This window comes from Rhizobium sp. BK049 (genome assembly GCF_014193135.1).
Taxonomy (GTDB): Bacteria; Pseudomonadota; Alphaproteobacteria; order Rhizobiales; family Rhizobiaceae; genus Rhizobium.
In genome coordinates this window covers 116,395-133,802 of record NZ_JACHYV010000011.1, presented here as the reverse complement: position 1 = coordinate 133,802, position 17,408 = coordinate 116,395, and the positions used below count along the sequence as shown (strand labels likewise).

At 63.4% G+C, this 17,408-nt stretch carries 9 protein-coding genes; 6 read left to right on the top strand and 3 right to left on the bottom strand.

Features of this window, described 5'->3' with window-relative positions; translation table 11 throughout:
* Positions 1-125: 125 nt before the first annotated feature.
* On the bottom strand, positions 126-1,325 hold the full coding sequence (locus FHT70_RS14060) for a multidrug effflux MFS transporter (RefSeq protein ID WP_183702182.1): 1,200 nt from the start codon (positions 1,323-1,325) through the stop codon (positions 126-128).
* 250 nt (positions 1,326-1,575) lie between these two features.
* Between FHT70_RS14060 and FHT70_RS14055 the strand changes: the two genes are divergently transcribed.
* Positions 1,576-2,280, top strand: coding sequence for a TetR/AcrR family transcriptional regulator (locus FHT70_RS14055; protein WP_183702179.1), 705 nt, complete (start codon positions 1,576-1,578; stop codon positions 2,278-2,280).
* Positions 2,281-2,293: 13 nt separating this feature from the next.
* Here the strand turns inward: FHT70_RS14055 and FHT70_RS14050 are convergent, their stop codons facing one another.
* On the bottom strand, positions 2,294-2,734 hold the full coding sequence (locus tag FHT70_RS14050) for a response regulator (protein ID WP_183702176.1): 441 nt from the start codon (positions 2,732-2,734) through the stop codon (positions 2,294-2,296).
* A gap of 284 nt (positions 2,735-3,018) precedes the next feature.
* Between FHT70_RS14050 and FHT70_RS14045 the strand changes: the two genes are divergently transcribed.
* Positions 3,019-3,558 carry a L,D-transpeptidase family protein gene (locus FHT70_RS14045; RefSeq protein WP_183702172.1) on the top strand — a complete coding sequence of 180 codons (540 nt, stop codon included), beginning with the start codon at positions 3,019-3,021 and terminating at the stop codon, positions 3,556-3,558.
* A gap of 52 nt (positions 3,559-3,610) precedes the next feature.
* Here FHT70_RS14045 and msrA read toward each other — a convergent pair whose 3' ends face one another.
* Positions 3,611-4,306, bottom strand: coding sequence for a peptide-methionine (S)-S-oxide reductase MsrA (gene msrA / locus FHT70_RS14040; protein ID WP_183702169.1), 696 nt, complete (start codon positions 4,304-4,306; stop codon positions 3,611-3,613).
* Positions 4,307-4,504: 198 nt separating this feature from the next.
* Here msrA and FHT70_RS14035 point away from each other — a divergent pair, with 198 nt between their 5' ends.
* The 4 genes from FHT70_RS14035 (at position 4,505) to FHT70_RS14020 (ending at position 17,407) form a co-directional block, all read left to right on the top strand.
* A complete protein-coding gene (locus FHT70_RS14035) occupies positions 4,505-9,976 on the top strand; it encodes an alpha-2-macroglobulin family protein (RefSeq protein WP_183702166.1) in 5,472 nt (1,823 codons plus the stop codon).
* On the top strand, positions 9,973-12,054 hold the full coding sequence (pbpC, locus tag FHT70_RS14030; RefSeq protein ID WP_183702163.1) for a penicillin-binding protein 1C: 2,082 nt from the start codon (positions 9,973-9,975) through the stop codon (positions 12,052-12,054). The genes FHT70_RS14035 and pbpC overlap by 4 nt, the downstream gene beginning before the upstream one ends.
* Positions 12,055-12,114: 60 nt before the next feature.
* On the top strand, positions 12,115-14,724 hold the full coding sequence (treY, locus tag FHT70_RS14025; protein WP_183702160.1) for a malto-oligosyltrehalose synthase: 2,610 nt from the start codon (positions 12,115-12,117) through the stop codon (positions 14,722-14,724).
* 157 nt (positions 14,725-14,881) lie between these two features.
* Positions 14,882-17,407: a heavy metal translocating P-type ATPase gene (locus FHT70_RS14020; protein ID WP_183702157.1), complete on the top strand. Its 2,526-nt coding sequence runs from the start codon at positions 14,882-14,884 to the stop codon at positions 17,405-17,407.
* Position 17,408 lies beyond the last annotated feature (1 nt).

Below are 17,408 nucleotides of genomic sequence, written 5' to 3'. Positions count from 1 at the left end.
CTCATCCTCCGGTATCACAATGCATCGTCAGTAGATAGTGCAGATCGCCGATAATCAATCGCTCGTTGTACTTTCCCGGAAGGTGGCGGGGCCGCACCCGCTGCCGTGTGCGGCCTGTTTTCCGGCTATTCGGCCGCGGCGACGGCGGCGCGGCGGCCGATCGTCGCCTGCGTCAGCACGAAGGCCGAGAAGGCGCAAAGCGCAATACCGGCGGCCATCGGAACGGCGGTGCCGTCGAAGAACAGGCTCGAAATAACCATGGCGACAGCGGCGATGACGAAATGCAGCGTGCCCATCACCGACGAGGCGGTGCCGGCGATCGCGCCGTGTTCCTCCAGCGCAAGCACCGCGCTCGTCGGAATGACGAGGCCAAGGAAGCCGTAGCCGATGAACAGGAAGGTCGCCATAACAGGCAGCTGGTTGAAGCCTACAGCCATCACCACAGCCATGACGATCATGGCCAGCGCAAAGGCGCTGACGGCAATCCGCATGACGCGCACCAGGCCGAAACGCTCCCCGAGCCAGCCCGTTGCCTGCGATACCGCGAAGAAGGAGACGGCATTGATCGAGAAGGCGAAGCTGTATTCGGTCGGCGTCAGCCCGTAATGCTGGATCAGCACGAAGGGCGAGTTGGCGAGATAAACGAGGAAGCTCGAAATGCCGAGGCCGCCGATGAAGGTCAGCGTCAGGAAATTGCGATCGGCGAGCAGCAGGCGATAGGCCTTCATGGCGCTGCCGAGGCCGCTGCCGTTTCGCTCCTCGCCCGGGCGGGTTTCCTCAAGCTGGGTGGAAAGCAGGAGGAGGCCGATCACCGCCGCACCCGTCACGGCCCAGAATACGCCGCGCCAGCCGGAGAGCTCGATGACGGCGCTACCGGTCAGCGGCGCCAGGATCGGCGAGATCGAGAAGACCAGCATCAGCAGCGACATCAGCCGCGCGGCCTGGACGCCGGTGTGCATGTCGCGGACGATGGCGCGCGGAATGACCATGCCGGCGGCACCGCCGATGCCCTGGACGAAACGGAAGGCGATCAGCGTTTCGATATCGGTCGCAAATGCGCAGCCGATCGACGCGACTGCGAAGAGACCGATACCGAGATAGAGCGGCAGCTTGCGGCCCCACATGTCCGACAGCGGCCCGTAGACGAGCTGGGCAAGCGCAAAGGAGATGAAGAAAGCGAGCAGGGTCAGCTGGGTGACGCTGTTATCTGCATGCAGGTCCTGGCCGATGGAGGGCAGCGCAGGCAGATACATGTCGATGGCAAAGGGACCGATGGCCGACAACAGGCCAAGAATGAGGGCAATGCGAAAGAAGGAAGCCGTCATAATGGTGATCTTTCGTAAAAGCGCAGCGGAGGCGCCGGATCGTCGCTCCGCACTCTTTGGAATCGACGCATCCTGCTCTCCGAAAATCAGTGCGATTTTCGCGCCGATGCGATGGGTTCAATGAGATCGTTCGCGCGAAGATGAAGTTGGGAGATCTCCAGCAGCGAACTCAAGAGTGTCAATAAATTTGGACACGCCTGTAAACCTAGACGCCATTGTCTAAATCGTCAAGACGTCTTATCTTCGCTCGATGAAAGATAGCATGACACCGGCAGTCCGGATGATGGGGCATACGCAGCGTGGACAATGCGCCAAGCGTATGTCGATCCTCGACGCCGCCGCCGATGTCTTCTGCCGCCAGGGTTTTGCAGCCGCCAGCATCGACGAGATCGCCGCCGTCGCCTGTGTCTCCCGCCAGACGATCTACAATCATTATCGTGAAAAGGAGACGCTGTTCGTCGCCGTCGTCGAGGAGGTGATGAACCGCGCCAACGCCACGCTCTTTTCCGTGCTGTCGACCTTTCCTGACAGCGCCGACAATCTGGAGGACGGTCTGACGGGGTTTGCCGTGCGCCTCAACAAAAATTGCATCTGCAATCATGACGGAAAATTCCTGCGCAAACTGGTGCAGACGGAAGGCGAGCGATATCCGCACCTCTTCGAAGGCTGGCGCCAGCATGGGCCGGGCAAACTGACCACTGCGCTTTCCGCGCTTCTCGCGCGGCTTGCCCACAAACAGGCGCTGGCTATCGATGATTTCGACGTCGCCGCCCGGCAGTTCGTGGCGCTCGCCAATGCAGACCTGCAGATGATGACGCTGTTCGGCGGCACACCCAGCAATGAAGAACTGGAAAAGGCGGCACGCAATGCGGTGCGGACCTTTCTGAAGGCCTATGGCAGGCCGAAAGCCGAAAAAGCCGGCGGAGAGCCGCAGCTCGCGGCCATACCAGGCTGATCACACCCTGTGATCAGCTAAAAACCGTCATCTGCGCCGGCACGACCGCAAACATGCCGACACGGCGCGCCGCAAGATATTTCAACAGCTGTTCGACAAGCGAAGGCATCACCGGCTTCTGGACGACGCCGACCGCTCCCTTGACGCCGTCGGCGACGGTCTCGGGATTGCCCGTCATGAAGACGACGGCGATACCATGCTCTTCCGCCAGCCGCCTGCCAAGCTCAGGCCCGGTCGGGCCATCGGCGAGATTGACGTCGACGAAGGCGATATCGGAGGACGGCGCCAGCCGCAGCGCCTGTTCGCGGTCATTCGCAAGGCCGGCGACCTGCATGCCAATGCCTTCCACCGTCGCGCCGAGATCGAGCGCGATCAGGAATTCATCTTCGACGATCAACACTCTCTGCTTCATGAGATCATCTTGTTGGTAGCGCCGCACGACATTGGTGGCCATGATCCGTCCTCTTGTTACGCATATACTTCGAAAGAAGGAGCCGCTTCGGCAGTCTGTCCCTGCCGAAACTCATTGTCGTAACGGGGAACCTGGCGATATGTTCCGCGGTGGAACGCGATTTTCGCCATTTAAGATGTTGTTAACGTTTATAAATTCTTAACAGGAAAAGCCGCAAAAACAAAACCCGCCGCTTAATCATTTGAATTTCACCTGCCTACTTCTGGATGAGAGCGGGCAATGATACGATCAGATTATTCCATCGGCTTGGGCGATTGAGGATCACGTTGCGAACCAAACTTATCGTCCTTTTCATCGTGGCCGTCAGCCTGTTCGCCTATACCAAAGTGATGGCCAGAATCGGCTCGGGCTTGCCGCCCGCGGATGCACCTCCGGAGCAACGCGCCGACCTCATTCGCGTTTACAAGTCCGAACGCCGCATGGTCCTTTTCAGAGGCGACGCTGCAATCTCGGCCTATCAGATTTCCCTTGGAAGTGCTGCCGATGCGGGTCCCAAGCAACGCGAAGGCGACGAGAAAACACCGGAAGGGCGCTACGAGATAGACTGGCGCAATCCGAAATCCGTGGCGCATCTCAGCCTGCACATTTCCTATCCGAATCCGAATGAGCAGCATGAGGCTGAAGTCAATGGCTATCCGCCCGGCGGCAGCATCATGATCCACGGGCTGCCCAATGGCTGGGGCCTGCTCGGAGGGATCCATCGCCTGTGGGACTGGACGGATGGCTGCATTGCGGTGACCGATGCGGAGATGCGCGATATTTGGGCTCGCGTTCCCGATCATACGCCCATCGACATCATGCCTTAAGCGGCTGCGATCCGGTTCACCGGCATCGACCCCGAAACCGAGCAGGCTCAGATCAGCCCTTGGTCTTCCCGACGAGCACCGGCTGGCTGCGGTAGTCGGTGGGAAACAGCGACTTCAAATTCTCGATCTTCGGCAGGTCGTTGTAGACGATATAGGGATAGGTCGGATTGCGCGTCAGGAAATCCTGGTGATAGGCTTCGGCGGGATAGAAGCCGGCGGCCTCGGACACCTTGGTGACGATCGGCTGCGGGAAGACGTGCGCCTTGTCGAGCTGGTCGATATAGCGCTCAGCCACCTCTCGCTGCTCGGGAGCGGTGACGAACAGCGCCGAGCGGTACTGGGTGCCCCGATCCGGTCCCTGGAAATTCAGCTGCGTCGGGTTGTGGGCCACCGAGAAGAAGATCTGCAGCAACCTGCCGTAGCTCACCTTCTTCGGATCGAACCTCACCTCGACGGCCTCTGCGTGATCGGTCGAACCGGTACTGACGGTTTCGTACTGTGCCGTTTTAGCCTCGCCGCCGGCATAACCTGAAACGGCGCTCTCGACGCCCTTCACATGCTGAAAGACGCCCTGGACGCCCCAGAAACATCCCCCGGCGAAAATGGCGGTTTCAGTAGCGGACCCGGCGGTTTCGTCAATGGTCGGCGGCGGAATGACGACCGCTTCCTCAGCGGCACATGCCATGCCCGCACCGAGCGAGACGACGACAGTGACGAGGAGCGAGGTAAGGTTGGAAGAGATGGGCATCGCGCTACCTCCTGAGGGTCGCTCAAATCCTTGCTCATCCTTGTAAAAGCGGCAAATCACAAGACGTTCACTCACGCCGATGTGACAACTAAATGAAAGCGTGTGCTTGAAGGCGAAACAGCGCTCAAGTTGAGTTGACAATCTCGTGAGGAGTGAGGAGAGTGCCGCCGATCTGAGCCAGCATTCCGGGGGGAACCTATGTCCGTGCGCTCGTTCTTTGCTTTCGCCACCATCGCATTTTTTTCCGCGATCGCCGTCGGTCTTCCGGTCGCCGCTGCGGAGACCAAGCGTGACATCCAGACGATCAAGGATGCCGATTTCTTCGGCTTCGATCTTCGCACCGAACAGAACGTCTCGCTCGATCAATGCAAGACCTCCTGCATCGGCGACAAGAGCTGCAAGGCCTTCACCTACAATCCCAAGGTGAAATGGTGCTTCCTGAAGTCCGATTTCAAGACGATGAACGCCTTCCCCGGCGCCGTCGCCGGCAAGATCGTCGAGACATCAACCAAGCAGGAGCCGGATCTCGGCGCCGCGCCGCGTCTGAGCTTCCTGAGCAACGACCTCATTCAGCAGGCTCACGACTTCAAGGACAATCTCGCGCTCGCCGACGACCAGCAGGGCCAGGGCGTCGACAGCCTGACGGCCAATGCCCGCATCGATCTCACCGGCAACAATCTGGCCGACGCGCTGAAGTCCTTCCATGGCGCGCTGTCGATCACCCCTGACGACGCCGATCTCTGGCTGGAAACCGCCCGCGCCGCCGCTTCGCTCGGTAGCGCCGAGACCAACACATCAGGCCAGGCCGTGCTCGACGCGCTGAACGGCTACGAGCTGACGCGCACCAAGCCCAAGCGCGCTGAGGCGCTCGCCGTCCTCGCCGACGCCCTGGATCGAAACGCCAATTACCGCGCGGCGCTCAACGCCTACAAGGCGAGTCTGGCGCTGGTTGCCTCCGAGGATGTGCAGGCGGCTTACCTGCAGTTGAAATCGACGCAGGGCTTCCGCATCACCGAACACACGGTCGACGCCGACAGCGCCACGCCGCGGGCCTGCGTCACCTTCTCGGAGGCGCTGATCAAGACCACCGACTACACGCCCTTCGTGACGCTGAACGGCGAGGCGCCAAAGGCGGTCGAAACCAAGGATAAGCAGATCTGCGTCGAGGGCCTGACGCACGGCCAGACCTACAAGATCGCCTTCCGCAACGGCCTGCCGTCATCGGTCGACGAGACGCTCGATGCACCTGTTACCATCGACGTCTATATCAAGGACCGCACCCAGATGGTGCGCTTCACCGGCGACAGCTTCGTGCTGCCCTCGACGGCGCGCCGCGGCATCCCGATCGTTTCGGTCAACCTGACTTCCGCCAATCTCAAGCTCTACCGTATCGGCGATCGCGCCATCGCGCCGCTCTTGACCAACTCGCAGTTCCTGAGCCAGCTCGACGGCTACAGCGCCCAGAATATCGAGGATCAAAGCGGCGAACTCGTCTGGCAGGGTTCGATCGACATCGCCAACGAGCTCAACAAGGACATCATCACCAGCTTCCCCGTCGACGAGGCGCTGCCCGAGCGCAAGCCCGGCATCTACGTGATGACGGCGACGGCGCCGAATGGACCGACGCAGGAGTGGGATTCGCAGGCGACGCAATGGTTCCTCGTCTCCGACATCGGCGTCACCACCTATGCCGGCACCGACGGGCTCAATGTCTTTACCCGTTCGCTCGCCTCGGCCAAGCCGATATCGGGCGTCGAATTGCAGCTGCTTGCCAAGAACAATGAAGTGCTCGGCACCGCCACCACCGACGAAAACGGCCGCGCCACCTTCACTGCCGGCCTCATCCGCGGCACGGCGGCCCTGACGCCCGCCGTCATCACCGCGAAAAACGGCGCCTCGGACTACGTCTTCCTCGACATGACGCGCGCCGGCTTCGATCTCTCCGACCGCGGCGTCACCGGCCGCGCCTCACCCGGCGCGATCGACGTGCTGACCTTTACCGAACGCGGCATCTATCGCGCCGGCGAAACGGTCCACGCTCAGGCGCTTGCCCGCGACACCGACGGCAACGCCATCGAGAATCTGCCGCTGACTTTCATCTTCAGCCGCCCTGATGGCGTCGAAGACCGCCGGATCGTCAGCCAGACCAGCAATCTCGGCGGTTATTCCGTCGATTTCACCACCCAGGCAAACGCCATGCGCGGCACCTGGACGATGAACATCTACACCGATCCGAAGGGCAGCGCGATCGCCAGCAAAAGTTTCCTCGTCGACGACTTCGTGCCCGATCGCACCGACATGGAGATCAAAACCGAAGCCAAGGAGATCGGCCCGGATACGCCGGCGAACATCACCATCTCAGGCAAGTATCTCTATGGCGCGCCGGCCGTCGGCCTGACGCTCGAGGGCGACGTCGTCGTCAAGCCCACGCGTGAGAGCGCCGCCTATAAGGGCTACCTCTTCGGGCTTGCCGACGAGGAGACGAACGAGGATTCGCGTCTACCGATCGAAGGACTGCCGGAACTCGACGAAAACGGCGAAGCTTCGACGGACCTCACCGTCGGCGACCTGCCGGCAACGACGCAGCTGCTCAACGCCACCGTCTATATACGCATGCAGGAAGCAGGCGGGCGTGCCATCGAGCGCTCGCTTGTCCTTCCGGTTAAGAACGAGCGCGCCTCGATCGGTATCAAGCCGGAATTTTCCGACGAGTTGCCCGAGAATTCCATCGCCAATTTCACGGTGATTGGCGTCGATGCTAACGGACAGAAGCAGGAGATGAAGGACCTGCGCTGGAAGTTCTACAGCCTCAACCGCGAATACCAATGGTACCGCGAAGGGACGGCCTGGAAATACGAGCCGGTCTATACCGCCGAGCAGGTTTCCAACGGCAGCGTCGACGCGACGATGGATGGCGGCAAGATTTCCGTGCCGGTAACCTGGGGCCGCTACCGCCTCGAAGTGGAAAGCCCTGATGCCGACGGCCCTACGTCCAGCGTCGAATTCGACGCCGGCTGGTTCGTCGCCTCGACCTCGACCGAAACGCCGGATGGCCTGGAAATCGCCCTCGACAAGGACAGCTACAAGATCGGCGAAACAGCCAAGCTGAAAATCACGTCGCGCTATGGCGGCGAACTGATGGTGACGGCCGGAACCGAAAAGCTCGTGGCCGTAGAGAACGCCACGATCGGCGAGACCGGCGGCGAGATCGACATCCCAGTCACGGCAGACTGGGGCGCCGGCGCCTATGTCACGGCGACGCTCTTCCGCCCAGGCGACGCGCAGGACAGCCACATGCCGATGCGCTCGATCGGCATAAAATGGCTGAAGGTCGATCCCGAACAGCGTGCACTTGCGGTAAAGATCGATACGCCGGAAAAGATGCTGCCGCGCGGGCCGCTTGATATCGGCCTGCAGGTAACCGGCGCCGGCGCCAACGAGGATGCCTACGTGACGGTTGCCGCCGTCGATGTCGGCATTCTCAACCTGACGCGTTATGAACCGCCGAACCCCGAAGACTGGTACTTCGGCCAGCGTCAGCTCGGTCTCGAGATCCGCGACCTCTATGGCAGGCTGATCGACGGCTCGCTGGGCGCGACCGGCAAGCTCAGGAGCGGCGGCGACGGTGGCGCCATTGCGCTGCAGGCAAGCCCGCCGACGCAGAAGCTCGTCGCCTTCTTCTCCGGCCCCGTCAAGCTCGACTCCGAGGGCAAGGCGAAGGTCTCCTTCGACATTCCGCAGTTCAACGGCACGGCGCGCGTCATGGCAGTCGCCTGGTCGAAGACTGGCGTCGGCCACGGCGTCAAGGACGTCATCATCCGCGATCCCGTGGTGGTGACGGCGAGCCTGCCGAAATTCCTCGCTCCCGGCGACAAGGCCAAACTGCGCCTCGACATCGCCAATACCGATGCGCCGGCCGGCGACTACAAGCTGCAGCTGACCGGCAACGACGCAGTCGGCATCGAAGCAGCATCCGCCGCGCAGACGATCCGCCTCGAAGCAGGCGCGAAATCCGAACTGACGCTTTCGCTCATCGGCAATCAGCCGGGCGCCGGCAGCGTCTCGATCAACCTTTCGGACGCCTCCGGCCTTTCACTCGACCAGGTCATCGACGTGCCGGTGCGCCCCTCATCCCTGCCGATCACCCAACGCAGGGTGCTGGCGCTGAAGCCGGGCGCCAAGCTGACGGTGGACAAGAACCTGTTGGCCGACAGCGTGCTGCCCGGCGCCTCGATCAGCGTCAACGTCACCCGTTCGGCGGCCTTCGACATTCCGGCGCTGCTGATGACGCTCGACCGCTACCCCTTCGGCTGCGCCGAGCAGACCACCAGCCGGGCGCTGCCGCTGCTCTACTTCGCCGAAGTGGCGAAACAGGCCGGCATCGAAAATGATGACGACGTTCACAGCAGAGTGCAGGACGCGATCTATCGGGTGCTCTCCTACCAGGCCTCGGCCGGCAGCTTCGGCCTCTGGGGTCCGGATTCCGGCGACGTCTGGCTCGATTCCTACGTCACCGATTTCCTGACGCGCGCCCGCGAAATGAAATATGACGTCCCGGAAAAGGCCTTCGTGCAGGCGCTCGAAAACCTGCAGAACACGCTTTCCTACACCACCGACATCAAGGGCCAGGGCGACCAGATCGCCTATGCCATCTATGTTCTCGCCCGCAACAAGAAGGCCGCGATCAGCGATCTGCGTTATTATGCCGACACGATGATCAACGACTTCCCGACGCCGCTTGCCAAGGCGCATATCGCCGCCGCACTGGCGCTTTATGGCGACGCCCAGCGTTCGAAGAATATTTTCATCGACGCGCTACAGATGTCGCAGCAATCGATGGTGTCGCGCGTCAACCTGTCGCGCACCGATTACGGCACGATCCTGCGTGACGGTGCGGCGATCCTGGCGCTCGCCGCCGAAAGCCGGCCGGTACCGCCTGTCATCCCGGATCTCGCCAAGGCCGTTGCCAAGGAATGGGGCCGCAGCAAATATAAGAGCACCCAGGAAGAGGCCTGGATGCTGCTTGCCGCGCGCGCCCTCCAGGGCGGTGATGACGGTCTGAAGATCGATGTCAATGGCGCCGCCCACAGCGGCGCCTATATGGCACGCATGACCGGCGATGCGCTCGCCGATCATCCGCTGACGCTGACCAACCAGACGAACGACTCCGTCTCCGCTGTCGTCACCACAGTCGCCGCTCCCACCGTGCCGCTGCCGGCCGGCGGCGACGGCTTCCTCATCGAGCGCAGCTATTACACGCTCGACGGCGAGGGGGCCAATGTCAGCGAGGCGAAGCAGAACGAGCGCTACGTGGTCGTAATCCACGTGCGCGAGACCAATGACTGGCAATCGCGCATCGTTATCACCGACCTTCTGCCGGCCGGCTTCGAGATCGACAATCCGAATCTCGTCGACAGCGCCCAGATGACGAATTTCGACTGGATCGGCGAAATATCAGCCGCCCATACCGAGTTCCGTTATGACCGCTTTGTCGCCGCCTTCAACCGCGCGCCGGGCGACGAGCGTGAATTCAACGTCGCCTATGTCGTGCGCGCCGTCACCCCCGGCACCTACGACCATCCGGCAGCAAGCGTCGAGGACATGTACCGGCCGGAGCTTTCGGCCCGCACGGCGACCGGCAAGATGGAGGTCGTAGCAGCGCAAAAATGAGGCTGTGGCACAAGATCGCGATCGGCTCCGCCGCCGGCATCCTTCTTGCCGGCGCGGCTCTCCTCGCGCTCGAAGCCGCCGACCGGGCCTTTCCGCCGCCGCTCGACAAGGCGGCTGTGGTTTCACCCGAGGTGCTGGATGCCAATGGGCAGCTGTTGCGCGCTTTCGCGACGCCGGAGGGCCGTTGGCGGCTGAGGACTGTGGTCGCCGACGTCGATCCGCAATTTCTGCGCATGCTTGTTGCCTATGAGGATCAGCGTTTCTACGATCACCGCGGCATCGATATCTGGGCGCTCGGGCGCGCCAGCCTGCAGTTCGTCCGCAACGGCCACATCGTCTCCGGCGCCTCGACGCTTTCGATGCAGGTGGCCCGGCTGATCGAGCCGCGCGCCGAACGCTCGTTTTCAGCAAAACTTCTGCAGCTCGCACGCGCCGTGCAGATCGAACGGCGGCTGTCGAAGGAAGAGATCCTCGACCTCTATCTGACGCATGCGCCCTATGGCGGCAACCTCGAGGGCGTGCGCGCCGCAAGCCTTGCCTATTTCGGCAAGGAGCCGCGACGCCTGACAGTGGCCGAGGCGGCGCTGCTCGTCGCCCTGCCGCAATTGCCGGAACGGCGGCGGCCGGACCGCAATCTCGAGGCGGCACAGGAGGCGCGCAAGCGCGTGCTCGACCGCGTCGCAGTGGCCGAAGCCGTCGGCGACGGCGAGGCGGAACGGGCCGAAGCTGTCGCCATTCCACCGCGGCGCCTGCAACTGCCTGCCCTTGCCGCCCATGTCGGCGAAGCCGCATTGCGCAAGGAGCCTCTGGTCCTCAAGCATCGGACCACGCTGAAGAAGCAGGTGCAGCAGGGGCTGGAATCCGTCGCGCGCGCCGCGACGACGAAACTCGGGCCGAAGCTTTCGCTCGCCATGGTGATGGCGGATGCGCAGACCGGTGCGATCGTCGGCGAAGTCGGCTCGGCCGATTATTTCGACGCCAGCCGCTCCGGCTGGATCGACATGACCCGCGTCAACCGTTCGCCCGGCTCGACGCTGAAGCCTTTCATCTACGGGCTCGCCTTCGAGCAGGGCCTCGTTTCCCAGGAGACGATCATCGAAGACCGGCCCGCCGATTTCTTCGGCTACCGGCCGCGCAATTTCGACATGAGCTATCAGGGCGATGTCACCGTGCGCGAGGCCTTGCAGCTCTCCTTGAACGTGCCGGCCGTCAAGCTGCTCGACGCCGTCGGGCCGTCGCGGCTGCTGGTGCGCTTCCGTCGCGCCGAGGTTCGCCCGGTCCTGCCGCCGAACGAGACGCCCGGACTGGCGATCGGTCTCGGCGGCGTTGGCCTCACGCTCAAGGATCTGGTGCAGCTTTATACGGCGCTCGCCAATCGCGGCCAGCCGGCACGGCTCGGCGACGGCGTCACCGGTACACCGGGCAAAATCGACGGCGAACCGCTGCTGGAACCGGTCGCGGTCTGGAACGTCGCCGATATCCTCTCCGGCGTCATTCCCCCCGCCGGCGCGCCGCAGCGCGGCATTGCCTATAAGACCGGGACGAGCTACGGCTATCGCGACGCCTGGTCGGTCGGCTATGACGGCCGGTATGTGCTCGGCGTCTGGGTCGGACGGCCTGATAACAGCGCCGTGCCCGGTCTGACCGGCTATGGCACCGCCGCGCCGATCCTGTTCGAGGCTTTCGCCAAATCCGGCATCGCCACCACGCCCCTGCCCCGCCCGCCGGCAGGCGCCGTGCGCATCGCCCAGGCCGAGCTGCCGATCAGCCAGCGGCGTTTTGCGCTGAATGCCAGCGGCCTGCTCGTCGCTTCCGGCCGCGAGCCCGCGCCGCAGATCGTCTATCCGCCCGAGGGAGCCCATATCGATCTCGGCGCCAAGGGGGGCGATCTGTCGCCGCTGCTGTTGAAGCTGCAGGGCGGCCGTGCGCCCTTCCGGTGGCTTGCCAACGGCAAGCCCTTACCCGATCTCTCGCGCCGTCGCACCCAGCAATGGCTGCCCGACGGCGGCGGCTATTCGAAACTGACCGTCATCGATTCAGCCGGACGCGCCGCAAGTGTCGGCGTTTTCATCGACTGAAGGAACCAAATTAGTCCGACAACCGTTGGAAAAGGTCTCCCTCCAACGTCAGACGGCCTCATGACTCTTCCGACAGCGACCTACCGGATACAGTTCCGCAACGGCATGACTTTCGATCGTGCCTGCGACCTCGTTCCCTATCTCAAGACGCTCGGCATCAGCCATCTCTATGCCTCACCGATCTTCACCGCCGTCAGCGGCTCGACTCACGGCTATGACGTCATCGACGCCAATGAGATCGATCCGGCGCTTGGCGGCCGCGCGGGGTTCGACCGGCTGACGGAGTGCCTCGCCTCGGCGGGCATGGGATTGGTTCTCGACATCGTTCCGAACCATATGGCCGCTTCGCCTGACAACGCCTGGTGGCGGGACGTGCTGACCTTCGGCCCGCAGAGCGCCTATGCCAGCCATTTCGACATCGACTGGAGCGAGCCGCTGACCCTGCCGCAACTCGGCCAGGATTTCGAAGAGGCGCTGGCTTCAGGCGAACTGCGCCTCGTGCTCGACGAGATGCACGGCAACTTCGCCTTGGCCTATTTTCAGACGCTATTGCCGGTCAAACCCGGCAGCTACGGCGCGGTCGCAAATCGGCTCGACAATCCGGTCGCAACCCGAATGGCCGAGGCCGCGGCCGTGACGTCAGGCGAGGACTTCGCCCGCGCACTGCGCGACATCCTCTTCGAGGGCGGCGATCAGGCAGTCCTTCGGGAGAAACTCGGGGATGTCTCGTCCGATCGCGATTTCGTGAGAAGCCTGCACGACGAGCAGCATTGGCGGCTGATGCATTGGAAGGAAGCGGCGCGGCATCTGAGTTACCGCCGCTTTTTCGAGGTAACCGGACTGGTCGGGACCCGCGTCGAGGATCCCTTGGTGTTCGAAGACATGCATCGGCTGGTGCTCGAACTCGTGCGCCATGGCAAGGTGCAGGGCCTGCGCGTCGACCATGTTGACGGGCTTGCCGAACCCAAGGCCTATCTCGACAGGCTGAGGGCAGCTGTCGGGGCCGACACCTACATCGTCGTCGAAAAGATCCTCGGGGCGGGCGAGGTCCTGCCGGAGAGCTGGCCGGTTGCCGGCACCACCGGATATGAATTCATCGCCGCTCTCGGCGAGCTCTTCATCGACGCCGGCGGCCTGCGGATATTGGATGATGCCTATCGCGGCCTCGCCGGCGAGGCGGGCGATCTCGAGGAGGGCCGGCGGCTTGCCAAACGACAGATGGTCGAGCGCAATTTTGCCGGCGAGACCGGCAGGCTGGTCGCGATGGCAGCGGGCATCTTTCCCGAGGTAAACCGGGAAGAGATCGCCACCGCCGTGCGCGAGCTGCTGATCGCATTCCCCGTCTACCGCACCTATGGCGACGGCGGTCCGCTGAGCTGGCAGGATTCGTCCGTCCTTGCCGCGACCGCATCGCAGGTCATGCCGCTTCTCGACGACCGGCGCGCGCTCGATCACGTGCTGAAGCTTCTGGAAGGCAAGATCGAAGGTCCTGTGGCCCACGAATTCCGGATCCGTTTCCAGCAGCTGAGCGGGCCTGTCATGGCGAAGGCGACAGAGGATACGCTGTTCTACCGCTATAACAGGCTGCTTGCCGCAAACGAGGTCGGCGGCGAACCCGGAAAGGCACCTGAGGGGCCGGACGGATTCCATCGTCGCATGGCCGAGCGGGCGCGGCTGCAGCCGCACGGGCTTTCGGCAAGCTCCACTCACGACACCAAACGCGGCGAGGATGCACGCGCGCGGCTCTATGTCTTGAGCGAGGGTGCGGATGTTTTTGCTCAGGCGGTAGAGCGGTGGCGCGACATGAACCGGCCGTGGCTGACGCATCTGCCGGATGGTGCAGCGCCGGAGACGAACACCGAATGGATGCTGTATCAGGCGCTCGCCGGCGTCTGGCCGGAGGAATTCGACAGAGCACAAAGGGAAGACCTTCGCGCGCGCTTCACCGACTACGCGGTCAAGGCAGTGCGCGAGGCGAAATTGCGCAGCGCCTGGACCGAACAGGAGGGCGCCTACGAGGAGGCGATCACCGCCTATGCGGCGGCGCTGGTGTCGCCGGACAATGACGCCTTTCTGGAAGATTTCGAAAGAGTGCTGCAGCCCTTCATTGCGGCGGGGTACGTGAACAGCCTTTCGCAGACGCTGCTCAAGCTGACCGCGCCGGGAATTCCCGACATTTACCAAGGCGCGGAAGGCTTCGATTTCAGTCTTGTCGATCCCGATAATCGCCGGCCGGTCGATCATGCACAGCTGGCCGCCTGGCTTGGTGAAGCCGGACCGATCGCCAAGCTTCAGGCGGCGGCCTTGAAGCAGCGCATCATCGCAATCGGCCTGCAGCTGCGCCGGCGGCACCCGGTTCTCTTTGCCCGGGGTGACTATCTGCCGTTGAAGACGACCGGCAGCCGCCGTGATCATGTGCTGGCCTTTGCCCGCGTGCACAACAGCGAATTCGCGATCACCGTCGCCCCGCGGCTGATGTTCGGCTGGCTCGATCCCGGCGTGCTTTTTGCCGGCCCGGAGTTCTGGGAAGATACGGCGATCGCGGTCCCCTCCCCTCTTCATGGGTTGAAGGCAGATCTCGTGACCGGAAAAACGATCGAGCCGGGAGGCAGCATTTCGGTGGCCGCACTGCTCGGGAGCCAGCCGCTCGGTCTGATCAGCCCGATTTGAGGATCGGGCGGGACCTGAGAAATCGGGCATGCCACCACAGCGACACGCGAAGCGGCAGTTTTCGATAAATCGACATCGTTAAATTTAGTGCTTGACCTTCCAGTTGCTGGAAGGTGGATAAGCCTCTCCAACTGCCCTTCGGGCATAGGAGATAGTCATGGATACCAAGCACGAACACGACCACCATCACCACAGCCACGGCGACAGTCACTGCCATTGCGGCCATGATCATCAGGAGAAGGCGACCGAAGTGGTCATCCGCGATCCCGTCTGCGGCATGACGGTCGATCCGCAAGCCGGCAAACCCTCGTTCGACCACATGGGTCGTGTCTATCATTTCTGCTCCGAGAGTTGCCGGACGAAGTTTGCGGCTCAGCCGCAGGGTTATCTGACGGCGAAGGATCCCGTCTGCGGCATGACCGTTGATCGTTCGACGGCAAAATACTTCGTCAAATTCGAGGGCGAGAAATTCTACTTCTGCTCGGCCGCTTGCCAAACCAAATTCGAGGCCGACCCGTCGGCCTATCGCGACGGCGCCCGTCCGGCGGCAAAGCCGGCGCCGAAGGGTACGCTCTATACCTGCCCGATGCATCCGGAAGTCGTCAGCGACCGGCCCGGCGACTGCCCGAAATGCGGCATGGCGCTGGAGCCGATGGGCATTCCTCCGGCCGATGAAGGACCGAATCCGGAGCTTGTCGACTTCATCAGGCGGCTTTGGGTCAGCGCCGGCCTTGCCCTGCCGCTGCTGGCGCTCGGCATGGGGCCGATGCTCGGCCTGCCGCTTCGCGAAACGATCGGCGAACCACGGGCAACCTATATCGAGCTAGCCCTCGCAACGCCGGTCGTGCTGTGGGCCGCCCTGCCCTTTTTCCGCCGCGCCTGGGTTTCTCTCGTCAACCGCAGCCCGAACATGTGGACGCTGATCGGCCTCGGCGTCGGCACCGCCTATGTCTACAGCGTGGTCGCCACGCTTGCGCCCGGTCTTTTCCCGATGAGCTTTCGCGGCCATGGCGCCACCGTGCCTGTCTATTTCGAGGCGGCCGCCGTCATCGTCGCCCTGGTCTTCGTCGGCCAGGTGCTGGAATTGAAGGCACGCGAGCGGACCGGCTCGGCGATCCGCGCGCTGCTCGACCTCGCGCCGAAGACGGCGCGGCGCATTGATGCCGATGGCAACGAGAGGGACGTGCCGGTAGAGGAGATCCAGACCGGCGACCGGCTGCGCGTGCGCCCGGGCGAGCGCGTACCGGTGGACGGTTCCGTCCTGGAGGGCCGGTCGACGGTCGACGAATCGATGATATCGGGCGAGCCCCTGCCCGTCGAGAAGACGACGGGCGACGGGCTGACCGGCGGCACGATCAACAAGAACGGCTCTCTCGTCATGTCGGCGGAGAAAGTCGGCGCAGACACGGTGCTGTCTCGTATCGTCGACATGGTCGCAAAGGCGCAGCGTTCGCGGGCACCGATTCAGGGCGCGGTCGACCGGGTGTCGGCCTTCTTCGTGCCCGCCGTCGTCGCCGTCGCCATGCTTGCCTTCGTCGTCTGGGCAGCGATCGGGCCGGAGCCGAGCCTGGCAAACGCGCTGCTTGCCGCCGTCGCCGTTCTGATCATCGCCTGCCCCTGTGCGCTCGGCCTTGCGACGCCGATGTCGATCATGATCGCGACCGGGCGCGGCGCTGGCGAAGGCGTGCTGATCAAGGACGCCGAAGCGCTGGAGCGCTTTTCCAAAGTCGACACGCTGATTGTCGACAAGACCGGCACGCTGACCGAAGGCAAGCCCGTGCTCACCGACATCGTCGCCGCAGGCGGCGTCGAGGAGAACCGGCTGCTGTCGCTGGCCGCAAGCCTTGAGCGCGGCTCGGAGCATCCGCTGGCCGAAGCGATCGTTGCCGGCGCCGAAGAACGCGGTGCCGCCTTCGTGGAGGTGAGCGGCTTCGAGGCGAAGACCGGCAAGGGGGTCCAGGGCATAGCCGACGGTACGAAGGTGGCACTCGGCAATGCGGCGCTGCTCACCGATCTCGGCGTCGATCCATCGGCGCTGTCGGAGAAGACCGAAGCCCTGCGCGGCGATGGCAAGACGGTGATGTTCGTGACCCTCGATGGCAAGCTCGCCGGTCTCGTCGCCGTCGCCGACCGGATCAAGCCGACGACATCAGCTGCCATCAAGGCGCTGCACGACAGCGGGCTGAAGATCATCATGGCGACCGGCGACAACGAGCGCACGGCGCGGGCGGTCGCGAACAGCCTCGGCATCGACGAGGTCCGCGCCGACGTGCTGCCGGAAGGCAAGAAGGCGCTGATCGAGGAACTGCGCGCCAAGGGCGCGGTGATCGCCATGGCAGGCGACGGCGTCAACGACGCCCCGGCTCTTGCGACAGCCGATGTCGGCATCGCCATGGGCACCGGCGCCGATGTTGCAATGGAAAGCGCGGGCATTACCTTGGTCAAAGGCGATCTCAACGGGATCGTCAGGGCGCGGCGGCTGGCGGAGGCGACGATGCGCAATATCCGCCAGAATCTCGGCTTCGCCTTCGGCTATAACGCGCTCGGCGTTCCGGTCGCTGCCGGGATCCTCTATCCCGTTTTCGGCTTGCTGCTCTCGCCGATGATCGCGGCGGCGGCGATGAGCCTATCGTCGGTATCGGTGATCGCTAATGCGCTGAGACTGCGCTTTGCAAAATTATAGG